This window comes from Janthinobacterium sp. SUN073 (assembly GCF_030397665.1).
Taxonomy (GTDB): Bacteria; Pseudomonadota; Gammaproteobacteria; order Burkholderiales; family Burkholderiaceae_D; genus Janthinobacterium.
Window position 1 is genome coordinate 1,458,445 of sequence record NZ_JAPUBT010000001.1, and the last position, 13,336, is coordinate 1,471,780.

Consider the following 13,336-nt stretch of genomic DNA (forward strand, 5'->3'; position numbering starts at 1 on the left):
CCGTATTGTAGGCCAGCCTATAATAGCCGGGCCACACCATCACTCAACGCACAGACTACGCCATGGCCCCACACGACGCGCTTTCCGAATTCGACCTGATCAAACACTATTTCGTGCGCCAGCGCCCCGGCCGCGCCACCCTGGGCATCGGCGACGATTGCGCGCTGATGACACCCGGCACCGGCAAGCAGATCGCCATCTCCTCGGACATGCTGGTCGAGGACCGGCACTTCTTTGCCGGCGCCGACGCCCGCATGCTGGGGCATAAAAGCCTGGCCGTGAACCTGTCCGACCTGGCCGCCATGGGCGCGCGTCCCGTGGCATTTACTTTGGCGCTGGCGCTGCCGCAAGCCGAGCGCGCCTGGCTGGCCGGCTTTGCCGAAGGCCTGTTTGCACTGGCCGATGCATTCGGCTGCGAACTGATCGGCGGCGACACCACCAAGGGCCCCTTAAATATCTGCATCACCGTATTCGGCGAACTGGCGCCGGGCCAGGCCTTGCGCCGCAGCGCGGCCGTGGCGGGCGACGATATCTGGGTCAGCGGCACCCTGGGCGACGCGCGTCTGGCGCTGGCAGGCTACCGCATGGAACAGGAACTGGCGCCAGACGACCTGCTGACGGCCGCCGCGCGCATGCACACCCCCACGCCGCGCGTGGCGCTGGGCTGCGCGCTGGCCGAAGCGGGCCTGGCGCATGCGGCCATCGACATTTCCGACGGCCTGGTGGGAGACTTGGGGCACATCTTGAAAGCGTCGCAGGTGGGCGCCACCCTCGACGTCGACGCCCTGCCGGCCGGCCCCGTGCTGGCGCGGCAGGAAACCAGCCTGCGCCGCCGCTACACGGCCGCCGGCGGCGACGATTATGAGCTGTGCTTCACGGCGAGCGCCTCGGCGCGCGAGGCCATCGCCGCGCTGGCGGCCAGCTGCGGCACACCCGTCACGCGCGTGGGCCGCATCGAAGCGGAAAGCGGCTTGCGACTGGTCGATGCGGCCGGCTTGCCGCTCGATCTGGCGTTGAGTTCTTTCGACCACTTCAGCGAATAAACAAGCGCTAGCGTACCGCCGCCCGCGCCAGCCCCGGCTGGTTCACCATCCAGTAGTGCTGGAAGGCCAGGCGGATGTTGTCACGCAGCTGGGTGTCGTCCCACGGTTTCGTATAAAAACGGTAGATGGCGCCCCGGTTGATCGAGTCGAGCACCGCTTCGAGGCCCGTGTAGCCGGACAAGATGATGCGGATGGTTTCCGGGTACAGCTCTTTGACTTTGCTCAAGAACTCCGTGCCGCTCATGCTGGGCATGCGCTGGTCGCAGACGATCACGTGCACGCGGTGCAGGGCCAGCATTTCAAACCCTTCGGCCGGCGTGCTGGCCGTGAGGATCTGATAGCCCTCGGGACGGAACAGGCGGTGCAGCGAGGACAGCACGTTGACGTCGTCGTCGACGATGAGCAGGGTTTGCGCCGGCTGGGCAGCGGGATCGTGGCCGGGCGGCAGGCCGGCGCCGGCGGCGATCATCTGCCCCAGTTCCAGCGCCGGCAGGGCGCGGCTGAAATAAAAGCCCTGGATCTCGTCGCAGCGGTTGCGCCGCAGGTATTCGAGCTGCGGGCGCGATTCCACGCCCTCGGCCACCACGCTCAGTTTCAGGCTGTGCGCCATGCTGACGATGGCCAGCGCGATGGCCGCGTCGTTCGGGTTGCTGGTGATGTTGCGCACAAAAGCGATGTCGATTTTCAGCTTATCGATGGGGAAGCGCTGCAAATACGCGAGGCTCGAGTAGCCGGTACCGAAATCGTCGATGGCCACCTTCACGCCGATTTTTTTCAGTTTGCCCAGCACGACGATGGTGCGCTCGGCGTTCGACATCAGCGCCGTTTCCGTCAGCTCCAGCTCCAGCAGTTCCGGCGCCACGTCGTACTGCGCCAGCGCGCGCGTCACTTCGCCTTCCAGGTCGCCTTCGGCAAACTGGCGGCTCGACACATTCACGGCCACGCGCACGGGCCCCACCTCGCTGTCGCGCCACTCGGCGATCTGGCGGCAGGCGGCCTGGATCACCCAGGCGCCCACGCGCACGATCAGGCCCGTGTCTTCCAGCACCGGCACGAATTCGGCCGGCGCCACCAGGCCGTAGCCGGGACGGCGCCAGCGCAGCAGCGCTTCCACGCCGCTGATGCGGCCCGTGCGCAAGTCCACCTTCGGCTGATAGTACAGGATGAACTGCTCGTGCTCGAGCGCATGGCGCAGCGCCAGTTCCAGGTCCAGGCGCGCCAGCACCTGCACGTTCATGCCGGCCGTGAAAAAGCGGTAACCGTCGCGGCCCGCCTGCTTGGCGCCGCCCATGGCCGTATTCGCGTATTTAATGAGCGTTTCCGGGTCGGTGGCGTCGTCCGGATACATGGCGATGCCGATGCTGGCCGTCAGGGTGGCCGCGTGGCCGCGCAAGTCGAACGGCGCGCGCAAGGCTTCGCGCACCTGGTTGGCCACCGCCACGGCTTCCTGCTGGTTGCGGCTCATGGTGAGTATCAGCGCGAATTCGTCGTTGCCCAGCCGGCCCACCGTGTCGCGCAGGCGCACGCATTCGACCAGGCGGTTGCTGAACTGGCGCAGCAGCTCGTCGCCCAGCGCCGCGCCCAGGGTGTCGTTGATGCTTTTGAAGCGGTCCAGCGCGATGAACAGCACCACGATGCGCCAGCTTTTCTCTTGCGCCAGTTCGACGGCCTGCGCCAGCGTCTGGTAAAACAGGCTGCGGTTCGGCAGCCCCGTCAAGCCATCGTAATGGGCCAGGTGCTTCAGGCGCTCCTGCGCCTGGCGCCGCTCGCTGATGTCGCGCGCCACAGCGATCAGCAGCAGGCCTCCCGTGGCATGGCCGCCGGCCACGGGCGCCTGCGCATACCAGTGCCAGCCCAGTTCCACGGGCACCGGGCTCAGGTCGCGCCGCAGCAGTTCGCATTCCGTCACTTCCGTGGCCAGGTGGGCCGGGCCGCCCGGCAGCGCGGCCAGGGGCGGGGCCGGCGGCGGCGGCAGCAGGGTGCCGGGCGCCAGCGCCAGCAGTTCGGCGCGCGCATAGCCGAGCAGGCGGCACGCGCCGTCGTTGGCGTCGACCAGGGTCATGCCCTGCACGTCGACGAGGAAGATGGCGTCGGTGGTGGCGTCCATGGCGCCGCGAAAGCGCTGCAGTTCGGCCGTGCGCTGCCCCACCGTGCGTTCGAGCAAGGTGTTGTAGTGGCGTGCGGCGCGGTGCAGCAGCCGCACTTCGAGCATGTTGCGGATGCGCGTGAGCACTTCGAGCGCGTCAAACGGCTTGCTGATGAAGTCGCGCGCGCCCGCTTCCAGCGCGGCCAGCTTGGCGTCCGGGTCGGCGGCGATGACCAGCACGGGCAGGTAGCCTTCCAGTTCCAGCGGGCGCAAGGCATCCATCACGTCGTAGCCGCTCATGCCGGGCATCACCAGGTCGAGGATGATCAGGTCGAACTGGTGGCGCTGGTGCAATCCGGCCACGGCGCGCGCGTCGAGGGTGCTGCTGATGGCCGTGTAGCCGCCGCTGCCCAGCAAGTGCTCGAGCAGGCGCAAATTGACTTCCTGGTCGTCGACGATGAGAATTTTCGCCGCATAGATATCGGCCTGGCTGATCATGGCGCGCGTGTTCCCTTCTGCCGGCGCTGCTGCGCCACATAGGCCAGCGTGCTGTTGATCGCCTCGGTAAATTCATCGAGGTTGATCGGCTTGGTCAGATAGCGATAAAAGCCCAGCGCCATGCTGCGCTCGACGTCGCCCGGCATGGCGTTGGCCGTCAGGGCGATGACGGGGATGTGCGCCGTGCGCGGATCGGCGCGCAACAGTTTCAGCGCGTCCGTGCCGTTCACATGCGGCAGGTTGATGTCCATCAAGATCAGCTGCGGCAAATGCGTGCGCGCCATCTCCACGCCCAGGCGGCCATCCGTGGCCGTCAGCAGCTGCAATTGCGGGCAGTAGCGCACGATTTCCTCGACCAGGGTCAGGTTGGCGGGATTGTCTTCCACATACAGCAAGGTCACGGGGGCGCTGTGTTCGAGCAGCGCGCCGGCCAGGTCCGGCCGCGGCAAGGCCGGGGCCACGGGAATGGGCACGGCGTCGACCACGCGCAGCTCGATCCAGAAAGTGCTGCCCTCGCCGGGCGCGCTGGAGACGCCGATATTGCCATCCATCAACTCCACCAGGCGCTTGGTGACCACCAGGCCGATGCCGCTGCCTTCTTCCGTGCCGCCCTCCTGCCCCAGCCGGTTGAAGGGCTGGAACAGCAGCGCCAGCTGTTCGGCATCGAGACCCACGCCCGTGTCGCGCACGCTGATGCGTACCCTTCCGCCCGCGTGCGGCGCGCAATCGATGGCCACCTGCCCCTGCTCGCGGTTGTACTTGAGCGCATTCGACAGCAGGTTCAACAGGATTTGCTTGAGGCGCGTGCGGTCGGCCAGCACGTTGAGGGGACAGGCATCGGGAAAGGCCATGCCGATGCCGCGCTGGCTGGCCAGCGGCGCGATCATGTCGCGGCATTCCTGCAAGATGGCGTCCAGGCCCACCGGTTCCAGCGACAGGCTGACCGTGCCCGACTCGACCTTTGCCAGGTCGAGGATTTCATTGATCAAGGTCAACAAATGGCGCCCCGATTTGAGGATATGGCCGGCGAATTCCTTCTTTTGCTCCAGGGTCGACGGCAGGCGGTCGGAACTGAGGATTTGCGCGAAGCCCAGGATGGCGTTCAGCGGTGTGCGCAATTCATGGCTCATCGACGACAGGAACGCCGACTTGGCATAGTTGGCGCTGCGCGCCTCCTCCATCGCCATGGCCAGTTCGCCATTCGTCATTTCCAGCTGCATCGTGCGCTCGTGCACGCGCACTTCCAGCTCCTGGTTCAGGCGCATGACTTCCTGCTGCGCCTGGGTGCGCTGCTCGCCCTCGCGCGCCAGTTCGCCGTTCGAGCGTTCCAGCGCGTGCGTGCGCAGCTCGATCTCGGCCAGCATCTTGTTGAAGGAGTCGACCAGCTGCGCCACTTCGTCGTCGCTGAGCTTGCGCGCGCGGCGCGAGTAGTCACCCGTCTCGATCACTTCGCGCGCCACGTCGGCGATATCGAGGATGGGCTGCGTGATGACGAAATCGAGGCGGCGCAGCAGCAGCAAGGCCACCAGCAGCGCCAGCACCGTCACGCCCAGCGCGATGGCCAGGTAATCGGCCGTGCGGCCAGCCAGCTCGTAATCGGCGCGCAGATACACGGTGCCCAGCAGCTCGCCATTGTCGACGATGGGCTTGAACAGTTCCACCGAGCTGCCGGCGATGCTTTCGCCTTCCTTGCCCACCTTCGCCGGCAGCGCGCCCACATTCTGGTTCGCGCGGTAGCTGGCAAACAGGCTGCCGTCGGCCTTGTACAGGGCGCCGGCCGTCACGCGCGGGCGGATGCGCATCAGGTTGAGGTTTTCCAGCGCCAGGCGCTCGTCGTCGAAGGCCAGCGCGGCCGAACTCATGTGCCCCAGCAGCTCGGCCTGGGTACTGATGTCGGCCACCAGGTTGCGGTGATAGGCGCGCAAGTCGTAGACGACGATGGTGCCCAGCGAAATGACGAGCGCCACCAGGGTGGTCAGCAAGACCACCGACATCAGCTTGTGGCGGATGGAACGCAGTCGCAGCATGGTCAGGCGCCCCCCGTCTGCACGCGATAGGCGGCCAGCAGCATGCGCGCGCTGATGCGGATATGCGCCTGCGCCACGGGTTTTAAGGCCACGTCGAAGCGGACCTTGTCTTCGGCCATCACAAAATTAATCATGCTGCCCATCGCGTAGACCTCATCCGAATCGGACACCGTCAACAACGCCAGGCCACGGCTGGCGGCCAGCATCTCCTGCAGCGCCGTTTTTTCCAGCGCGCCCAGGTACAGCACGTGCAGCCCGGCCAGCGTTTCGCCGCGGCGCACTTTTTTCACCTGCACGGCGCGGCCGTTGACGCTGTGCCCGGCCACGCTCTGTTCGAGCTGCTCGGCCAGCGCATCGGCGCCCGCCACGCCGATCACCAGCGCAGAGTCGGGCCGGGCAAAGCTGCCGTCGGGCCACTCGACAAAACCGGCAAACTTGTACAGATACGCGGCCTTGACCTGACGTTCCAGCTCACCCGGCACCTGTGCCCGCGCCTCGGCGCACAGCACGCCCAGGAGCAGCAATAGCCAGCCCCAGCGAAGCGGGCGGCGCAGGGGGCCAGGATGACGCCACCAGGTCCAGTTCAGAATTGCCATGACAACCGAGTAAGATAATGCATACGAAGGCGCGGCACCATGCCGCTTGCCGGTTCGGGCGATGCGCACCAGGGTGGCGCAGCGACAGAGCGCCTGCCGGCCCGAAGTGGTAGCAAATGTATAAAAGAGTGTACGCATTTTCGCTGGTACCGGGGAAAGTTTCTTTTACCGTTGGCCATGCTACAGTCTCGCCACCCTTACCACCGCATGCAGGAGTCCTCCATGAGCAACGCACTCGCCTCCCTCTCCACCGCCGTCGGCCTGGCCTTGCAGGCGAAGGGCCTGCTGCTGGCCACGGCCGAATCGTGCACGGGCGGCGGCGTGGCCCAGGCCGTCACCGACATCAGCGGGTCGAGCGCCTGGTTCGAACGGGGCTTCGTCACCTATTCCAACGGGGCCAAAAGCAGCATGCTGGGCGTGCCCGCCGAGCTGATCGCCGCACACGGCGCCGTCAGCGAGGAAGTGGCCGCCGCCATGGCGCAGGGAACGCTGGCGCACAGCGAGGCCCAGGTGGCCGTCTCGACCACGGGAATCGCCGGCCCCACGGGCGGCGTGCCCGGCAAGCCCGTCGGCACCGTCTGCTTCGGCTGGGCCATGGACGGGCGCGTACAAACAGAGCGCCGGGTATTCGCCGGCGACCGGCAAGCCGTGCGCGAACAGGCCGTCCTCCATGCGCTGCAGGGGCTCTTGCGCTTTATCCAGTAGCGTCGGCGATGCAGGCGCGGTCGCGGCCCGCCTGCTTGGCCGCGTACAGGGCGCTGTCGGCGCGCAGCAGCAACTCGTGGCGGCCGGCGCCGTGGCGCGGATACTCGGCAATGCCCGCCGAAAAGGTGCAGCCCGTCAAGCTGTGCGGCGCCTGCCGGATCAGCAACTGGCGGTAACGCGCGGCGATATCGTCGATCTTGTGCGCGGCGATGCTGCTGTCGGCATCGCGCAACAGCAGGCAGAATTCCTCGCCGCCATAGCGGCATACCATGTCGCTGCCGCGCAGCTGGCTCTCCACCAGGCGCGCGAACTGGATCAGCACTTCATCGCCAAAGTTATGCCCGTAGGTGTCGTTGACGCGCTTGAAGAAATCCAGGTCGATGATGGCGATGGCCACGGGCGCATCCGCATCGGCCGCGTGCAGGATGGTATTGAGGCAGGTTTCAAAATGGCGGCGGTTGTACAAGCCCGTCAGGTGGTCGCGCATGGCCTGTTCCTTCAGGCTGTCCTGCAGCGAATTGACGTGCAGGATCTGGTGCGCCAGTTCGCGGTTCAGGTGTTCCAGCTTGACGTTTTCCGTCTCGCGCGCCGCCTGCAGCTCCAGCGCCTTGTCGCGCTCGGCTTTCAGGCTGTGCATTTCCTTTTCCAGGTTGCGCATCAGGCTGCGCGAGGCGCGCGCCGACTTGCTGCTGGCCTCGAACACGGCCTGGTATTGCTGCAAGAAGCCGTACGCCGCCTGCCATTCGCCCAGCTGGGCATTGATCTCGGCCAGTCCCCGCAAAATCTGCTGCTGGTGAAACGGATTGCGCGTCCAGCTCAGCAGGCTGTGCGCCTGCGTCAGCGAGGCCAGCGCCTGCGCCGTCTGGCCCGCGTGCAGGTCCAGCTTGCCGCGCACCAGCCACGCATGCATCTGCTCTTCCAGGTCCTGGCCGCGGCGCGCATAGTCCTCGGCGCGCAGCAGCAATTGCAAGGCGCTATCGGGCTGCCGCAGCAGGATGGCGGCGTGCGCGGCAATGCAAAACAAAAAGGCGCGGATGGCCAGGTCTTCTTCCGGCCACTCGTAAAACGGTTCCACCAGCGCCAGCGCCTCGGCCGGCTTTCCCGTGGCTAATAAACACATGGCCAGGTTGGCCGAAACGATGGTTTGCTGGTATTTTAATTTTTGCGTGCCGATGATCTCGAGCGCCTCGACCAGCAGGGGAATCGCATCTTCATCGTTGCCCAGGTCATGCTGCGACGACGCCAGGTTCGACAGGCTATTGACCCGGTGCGCGGGGCTGCCGAAGCGTTCGGCGATGTCCAGCGCCAGCAAAAAATTGCGCGGGCCGTCTTGCGTATCGCCACGGTTCAGGGCATCGACGCCCAGACGCGCATACAGCATGAACTTGTGCAGTGAGTCGGGTATCTGCGCGGCCTGGCTGCGCGCTTGCAGGAAATGCTGCTCGGCATCGGCAAAGTCGCCGCGCCGGCTCGCATACGCGCCCTGCAGGGCGGCCACTTCCATGCCCCCTTCCAGGTCGCCGCTGTGCTGGAAATACGCGTACAGGCGCTCGCACGACGGTTCGGCCTCGCCCGCGTAATACGCCAGCCAGCAATGATTCAGTTCCGCATACGCGCCGCCGCGCGCATACTGTTGTCGTTGCGCCGCCGCCAGCGCCATCTGCGCCAGCCGGCGTGCCTGGCGGCGGTTGCCGACCAGGCAAGACAGGGCTTGCTGATTCAAACGGTCAATGTCGGCTTTATCGAGACTGGAGATCGGCACTGCGTCCTCGTTCACACTCTGGGGGTGGATTTTTCACACAAAACTTGCTCTGTATCAATGGTATCCTGATTAACATCATAACCAGATTCGCTGTCCCGCATGGCATATTCGCAAACGATTGTGGTAAAAATGCCAGTCGTGGCCTGGCCTGGCGCCTGCGCCGCTGTCACGGATCTTTGATTGTCACTGACGCAACAACTTGGAGTAGTCGCAATGCAAAACACGGTACATTTCATCCTGCAGGGCAAGGGTGGCATCGGCAAGACCCTGGTATCGACCCTGCTGGCCCAGTGGATAGGCGGCAAGGACGACACGCCCTTGCGCTGCTATGACACCGATCAGGAAAACGCCACGTTCTCGCGCTACAAGGCGATGCAGGTCAAGCACGTGCCTGTGATGACGGATGCGCGCAACATCGACCCGAAACGCTTTGACGCGCTGATGATCGACATCCTCGACACAGACGGCAACTGCGTGATCGACAATGGCGCGAATACCTTTTCGCCGCTGATGGGCTATCTGCTGGAAAACGATTGTTTCTCGCTGCTGGAAGAATCGGGCCGCAAGGTGTACATCCACACCATCGTCGGCGGCGGCGACACCCTGCACGACACGGCCACGGGTTTTGTCGCCACGGCGCAAGCGACGAAAGTGCCGCTGGTGCTGTGGCAAAACGAACACTTCGGCCTGCTGCAATCGGCGTCCGGCAAGCAGTTTGTCGAATCGCAGTCGTATGCCGACAACCGCGCGCGCGTGAAAGGCAGCATCACCTTGAGCCAGCGCAATCCCGACACCTTCGGCGCGGATGTCAAGAAAATGAATACGGCACGCCTGACGATGCAGGAAGTGATGCAGAACGACAAGTTCAACATCATGGAAAAACAGCGCATCAAGGTCGTCTACCGCGACATCTTCGAACAGCTCGACAAGGTGCAATGGTAGATGGACCAGCACAAACTGCGCAGCCATGTGTTCGACAAGACGGGCATCAAGATCGACGTCGATGACCCGATATTCGCCCTGGTGGCGCTGAACGAAGCGGTGCTGGCGGAAACCGTCGAGCGCCAGCTGGCCCTGCTGGACGCCGCCACGCAAGCGCTGGCGGCGCAGGCGCGCGCGGCGGGCGGCTTGCCGGCCTTGCCGGCGCCAGCCATGCACCAGCCCGCGCCGCAAGCGCCGGCACCATCGCCATCGCCGGCCGGGCCGGCCGGCTTTACGCCGCGCGAATGGCGTTTGCTGGGCGCAGCCGCCATCGTCTCCGTCGCCTGCGCGCTGCTGGTGCTGGGCGGCGCGGCCCTGCTGTATAAACTGTAGCACCGAGCGTAGCACTGTCGCGCTGCGCCAGCCACGAGCGACGCGCAGCGTCTTCCCCCACCCTAGCCTGGAAGCATGCATGAAACCGATCAAATTGCTGGCCATACCCGCCCTGTTGCTGTCGCTGTACGGCGCCCCCCTGAACCTCGCCCACGCCGCCGGCGCAGCCGCCGCGACGGCCGTGCCAAATGTTGCCTACGAAAAATACACGCTGCCGAATGGCCTCGACGTGATCCTCGTGGAAGACCATAAATTGCCCGTCACGGCCGTCAATGTCTGGTATCACGTGGGTCCGGCCAATGAAGCACCGGGCCTGACGGGCTTTGCGCACTTGTTCGAACACATGATGTTTGCCGCCACCAAGCACGTACCGCGCGGCATGGCCGACCAGTTGCTCGAAGGCGCGGGCGCCACCGATTCGAACGGCAGCACGGATTTCGACCGCACCAATTATTTCGACACGGTGCCGTCGAACCAGCTGGAACTGGCCCTGTGGGCCCATTCCGACCGCATGGGCTATCTGCTCGACGTGCTCGACCAGACGGCGCTGACGAACCAGCAGGACGTGGTGCGCAACGAACGCCGCCAGAGCGTGGAAAACGCCCCGTATGGCATCGTGCAGGAAGCCCTGTACCACCAGCTGTTCCCGAAGACCCACCCGTATTACGCCAGCGTCATCGGTTCGCATGCGGACATCCAGAACGCGAAGCTGGCCGACATCAAGGAATTCTTTACCAAATACTATGGTCCCAACAATGCCAGCCTGGTGATCGCCGGCGACATCGACAAGGCGAAAACCAAGCAACTGGTCAACAAATACTTCGGCAGCTTCAAGAGCGGCCCCGCCGTAGCGAAACCCGATGTGGTGACGCCGCCCATCACGCAGGAACGCCGCATCGTGGTGCAGGACCGGGTCGAACTGCCGCGCGTCTTCATGGCCTGGCTGACGCCGTCCGCCTACGCAAAGGATGACGCGGAACTGTCGATGGCCGCGCACATCCTGGCCGGCGGCAAATCCAGCCGTTTATATAAATCGTTGGTGTACGACAAGCAGATCGCGCAGGACGTGGGCGCCAACCAGAGCTCGAACGCCCTCACTTCCGTGTTTAGCCTCGACGTGACGGCCCGCCCCGGCCACCAGCCCGAGGAAATCGAGCAAGCCATGCAGGCGGAGCTGGAGCAATTGCGCGCCCAGGGGCCCAGCGAGAAGGAAATCGAGCGGGCCCGCAACAGCATCGAAACAGCCATGCTGAGCCAGGTGGAAAAAGTGGGCGGCAACGCCAACATGATGAACCAGTACAACCAGTACCTGGGCGACCCCGGCTACCTGGGCAAGGATATCGAGCGCTACCGCCAGGTGACGGCGGCTGGCGTGCGGCGCGCCGTCGACACCTACCTGAAAAACCAGGCGCGCGTGGTCGTGTATGGCGTGCCGGGCACGCCGGACCTGGGCCCGGAAGTGGCGACGCCAGCGCCGGGCAAGGTCAAGGCGGCACCAGGCACGGCCATCAATACGGACGAGCCGTGGCGTAACAAGGTGCCGGCCGCCGGTCCCGCGCCAAAGATTGTGCTGCCACAAGCGACGTCCTTCACCCTGAGCAATGGCTTGACCGTGATCCACAATTACAACCCGGCCGTGCCGCTGATTTCCAGCCAGCTGGTGGTGAAAAGCGGTTCGGGCGCCAATCCGCTGGCGCAGCCGGGCTTATCTAGCTTTACGGCGCAATTGCTGCAGGAAGGCACGGCCACGCGCAGCGCGCCGCAGATCGCCGACGACGTGGCGCAGCTCGGCGCCTTCCTGGGCACGGGCTCCGGTGCGGACGCCTCGTTCGCCCAGCTGACGTCGCTGAAAACCACCTTCCCGCAAGCGCTCGACGTGCTGGCCGACGTGGTGCAGCACCCGCAATTCCCGTCGGCCGAGGTGGAACGCCAGCGCGCCAGCCGCATCGGCGAACTGGCACAGCAGCGCGAAAACGCGGGGGCCGTGGCGGCCCGCGTGGAAGCGGCGGCCCTGTATGGCCCGCAACATCCATACGGCTTTATCCAGCTGGGTACGGAAGCGGCCCTGAAAGCCACCAGCCGCGCCGACCTGCAGGCGTTCTGGCAGCAGCATTACGTGCCCAACAATGCGGCCCTGATCGTCTCGGGCGACATCGCTGTCGCGGAATTGAAGGCGCTGGCCGAAGCCAGGTTCGGCAGCTGGAAAGCGGGCGCGGTGGCGCCTTCCGTGACGGCGGCGCCGGCCACGACAAAAGCAAAACTGATCCTGGTCGACAAGCCGGGCGCGCCGCAGACGGCCGTGCGCCTGTCGACCATCGCCGTGGCCCGCACGACGCCCGATTATGCGCCGCTGCAAGTCATGAATGCGGCGCTGGGCGGCTTGTTTACGAGTCGGCTGAGCAATAATCTGCGCGAAGAAAAGGGCTACACGTATGGCGTGCGCTCGCAATTCCAGTACCGCAGCCAGCCGGGACCGTTCTCGATTGCCGCCGGCGTGCGCACGGACGTGACGGGTCCTGCCGTGTCGGAAACCTTCAAGGAAATCCGCGCCATGATCGCCAAGCCGTTGACGGCCAGGGAATTGTCGAATGCGCGCAATTCGCAGGTGCTGTCGCTGCCGGGCCAGTTCGAGACGAATGCCAGCATCAGCGCCAGCATGGCCAACGTGTATATCTACGGCCTGGGCCTCGACTACTACGCGACCCTGCCGCAGCGCTTTGCGGGCGTGACGGACAAGCAGGTGCAACAGGTGGCGAAGAAATACCTGCAGCCGGAAAAGCTGATCGTCATCGGCGTGGGCGACAAGGCGAAGATCGCCCCGCAATTGTCGAAGCTGAAGCTGGCGCCCGTGGAATTGCGCGATGCCGAAGGTAACCTCAAGGAGGGTAACGCCAAGTAAGACTAGCGGCGCTTGAACAGCGCCAGCTTGTCGATGAACGCCGCCACGGCCACACCGGCCGTGTAGGCGATCAAGTCGGCCCAGCCGAAGGTGGAACCGAGCACCAGGTGCCCCAGCGGATGCGCACGCAACTCGACGAGCCATGACGCCTGGACCAGCTGGCCGAATTCCACGGCAAAGCAAATCAGCAAAGACCACAATGCCAGCTGCCACGTGCGCATGCGCGTGGCGATGGCGCCCAGCGCAAAGACAATCATCATGGCCCACAGGGCGTCGCCCGGATATTTGCCGAGCGCGGCGGGAAGAAATTGGGGATAAGCGCGCGAGGCCAGGCCCAGCGCGATGACAGCCACGGTTGCGCCCACCTGCAGCAGGCGGCGGCGTTCAGGTTTTACCAGGAACATAT

Annotated in this window: 10 protein-coding genes; 5 read left to right on the forward strand and 5 right to left on the reverse strand. The window is 65.1% G+C overall.

Annotated features, from left to right (window positions below):
• Nucleotides 1-62: 62 nt before the first annotated feature.
• The gene (thiL, locus tag O0882_RS06625; RefSeq protein WP_289946302.1) at nucleotides 63-1,043 is read left to right on the forward strand and encodes a thiamine-phosphate kinase; all 981 of its coding nucleotides are present in this window, start codon (nucleotides 63-65) and stop codon (nucleotides 1,041-1,043) included.
• A 7-nt stretch (nucleotides 1,044-1,050) separates the two neighbouring features.
• Here thiL and O0882_RS06630 read toward each other — a convergent pair whose 3' ends face one another.
• From O0882_RS06630 to O0882_RS06640, 3 genes are read right to left on the reverse strand one after another with little or no spacing between them, the layout of a single operon-like run.
• Entirely contained in the window at nucleotides 1,051-3,627 is a 2,577-nt protein-coding gene (locus tag O0882_RS06630; RefSeq protein WP_289946303.1) for an EAL domain-containing protein, read from the reverse strand.
• Nucleotides 3,624-5,654 (reverse strand): ATP-binding protein, encoded by a 2,031-nt coding sequence (locus tag O0882_RS06635; protein ID WP_289946305.1) that lies wholly within the window; start codon nucleotides 5,652-5,654, stop codon nucleotides 3,624-3,626. Before O0882_RS06635 ends, O0882_RS06630 begins: the two co-directional genes overlap by 4 nt.
• Before the next feature lie 2 nt (nucleotides 5,655-5,656).
• Nucleotides 5,657-6,250 carry a YfiR family protein gene (locus O0882_RS06640; protein WP_289946307.1) on the reverse strand — a complete coding sequence of 198 codons (594 nt, stop codon included), beginning with the start codon at nucleotides 6,248-6,250 and terminating at the stop codon, nucleotides 5,657-5,659.
• Between the two features lie 222 nt (nucleotides 6,251-6,472).
• On the opposite strand from O0882_RS06640, the gene O0882_RS06645 reads away from it, so the two are divergent.
• The gene (locus O0882_RS06645; RefSeq protein ID WP_289946309.1) at nucleotides 6,473-6,955 is read left to right on the forward strand and encodes a CinA family protein; all 483 of its coding nucleotides are present in this window, start codon (nucleotides 6,473-6,475) and stop codon (nucleotides 6,953-6,955) included.
• Here O0882_RS06645 and O0882_RS06650 read toward each other — a convergent pair.
• Nucleotides 6,945-8,717, reverse strand: a complete 1,773-nt coding sequence (locus tag O0882_RS06650; RefSeq protein ID WP_289946310.1) for a GGDEF domain-containing protein — start codon at nucleotides 8,715-8,717, stop codon at nucleotides 6,945-6,947. The two genes, O0882_RS06645 and O0882_RS06650, sit on opposite strands and share 11 nt — an antisense overlap.
• A gap of 213 nt (nucleotides 8,718-8,930) precedes the next feature.
• Here O0882_RS06650 and O0882_RS06655 point away from each other — a divergent pair, with 213 nt between their 5' ends.
• The 3 genes from O0882_RS06655 to O0882_RS06665 all read left to right on the forward strand — a co-directional run bounded on the left by O0882_RS06655 (nucleotide 8,931) and on the right by O0882_RS06665 (nucleotide 12,930).
• On the forward strand, nucleotides 8,931-9,659 hold the full coding sequence (locus O0882_RS06655) for a hypothetical protein (protein WP_289946312.1): 729 nt from the start codon (nucleotides 8,931-8,933) through the stop codon (nucleotides 9,657-9,659).
• Nucleotides 9,660-10,031 (forward strand): hypothetical protein, encoded by a 372-nt coding sequence (locus O0882_RS06660; protein ID WP_289946313.1) that lies wholly within the window; start codon nucleotides 9,660-9,662, stop codon nucleotides 10,029-10,031.
• A 79-nt stretch (nucleotides 10,032-10,110) separates the two neighbouring features.
• Nucleotides 10,111-12,930 carry a pitrilysin family protein gene (locus O0882_RS06665; protein WP_289946315.1) on the forward strand — a complete coding sequence of 940 codons (2,820 nt, stop codon included), beginning with the start codon at nucleotides 10,111-10,113 and terminating at the stop codon, nucleotides 12,928-12,930.
• Nucleotides 12,931-12,932: 2 nt separating this feature from the next.
• Here O0882_RS06665 and O0882_RS06670 read toward each other — a convergent pair whose 3' ends face one another.
• Complete coding sequence (locus O0882_RS06670; protein WP_289946317.1) at nucleotides 12,933-13,334, reverse strand: DUF2809 domain-containing protein; 402 nt, start codon at nucleotides 13,332-13,334, stop codon at nucleotides 12,933-12,935.
• Nucleotides 13,335-13,336: the final 2 nt, after the last annotated feature.

Bases quoted from the DNA above. Each gene is read 5' to 3' on its own strand.
- thiL (WP_289946302.1), top strand. From the start codon at position 63: ATGGCCCCACACGACGCGCTTTCCGAATTCGACCTGATCAAACACTAT.
- O0882_RS06630 (WP_289946303.1), bottom strand. From the start codon at position 3,627: ATGATCAGCCAGGCCGATATCTATGCGGCGAAAATTCTCATCGTCGAC.
- O0882_RS06635 (WP_289946305.1), bottom strand. From the start codon at position 5,654: ATGCTGCGACTGCGTTCCATCCGCCACAAGCTGATGTCGGTGGTCTTG.
- O0882_RS06640 (WP_289946307.1), bottom strand. From the start codon at position 6,250: ATGGCAATTCTGAACTGGACCTGGTGGCGTCATCCTGGCCCCCTGCGC.
- O0882_RS06645 (WP_289946309.1), top strand. From the start codon at position 6,473: ATGAGCAACGCACTCGCCTCCCTCTCCACCGCCGTCGGCCTGGCCTTG.
- O0882_RS06655 (WP_289946312.1), top strand. From the start codon at position 8,931: ATGCAAAACACGGTACATTTCATCCTGCAGGGCAAGGGTGGCATCGGC.
- O0882_RS06660 (WP_289946313.1), top strand. From the start codon at position 9,660: ATGGACCAGCACAAACTGCGCAGCCATGTGTTCGACAAGACGGGCATC.
- O0882_RS06665 (WP_289946315.1), top strand. From the start codon at position 10,111: ATGAAACCGATCAAATTGCTGGCCATACCCGCCCTGTTGCTGTCGCTG.
- O0882_RS06670 (WP_289946317.1), bottom strand. From the start codon at position 13,334: ATGTTCCTGGTAAAACCTGAACGCCGCCGCCTGCTGCAGGTGGGCGCA.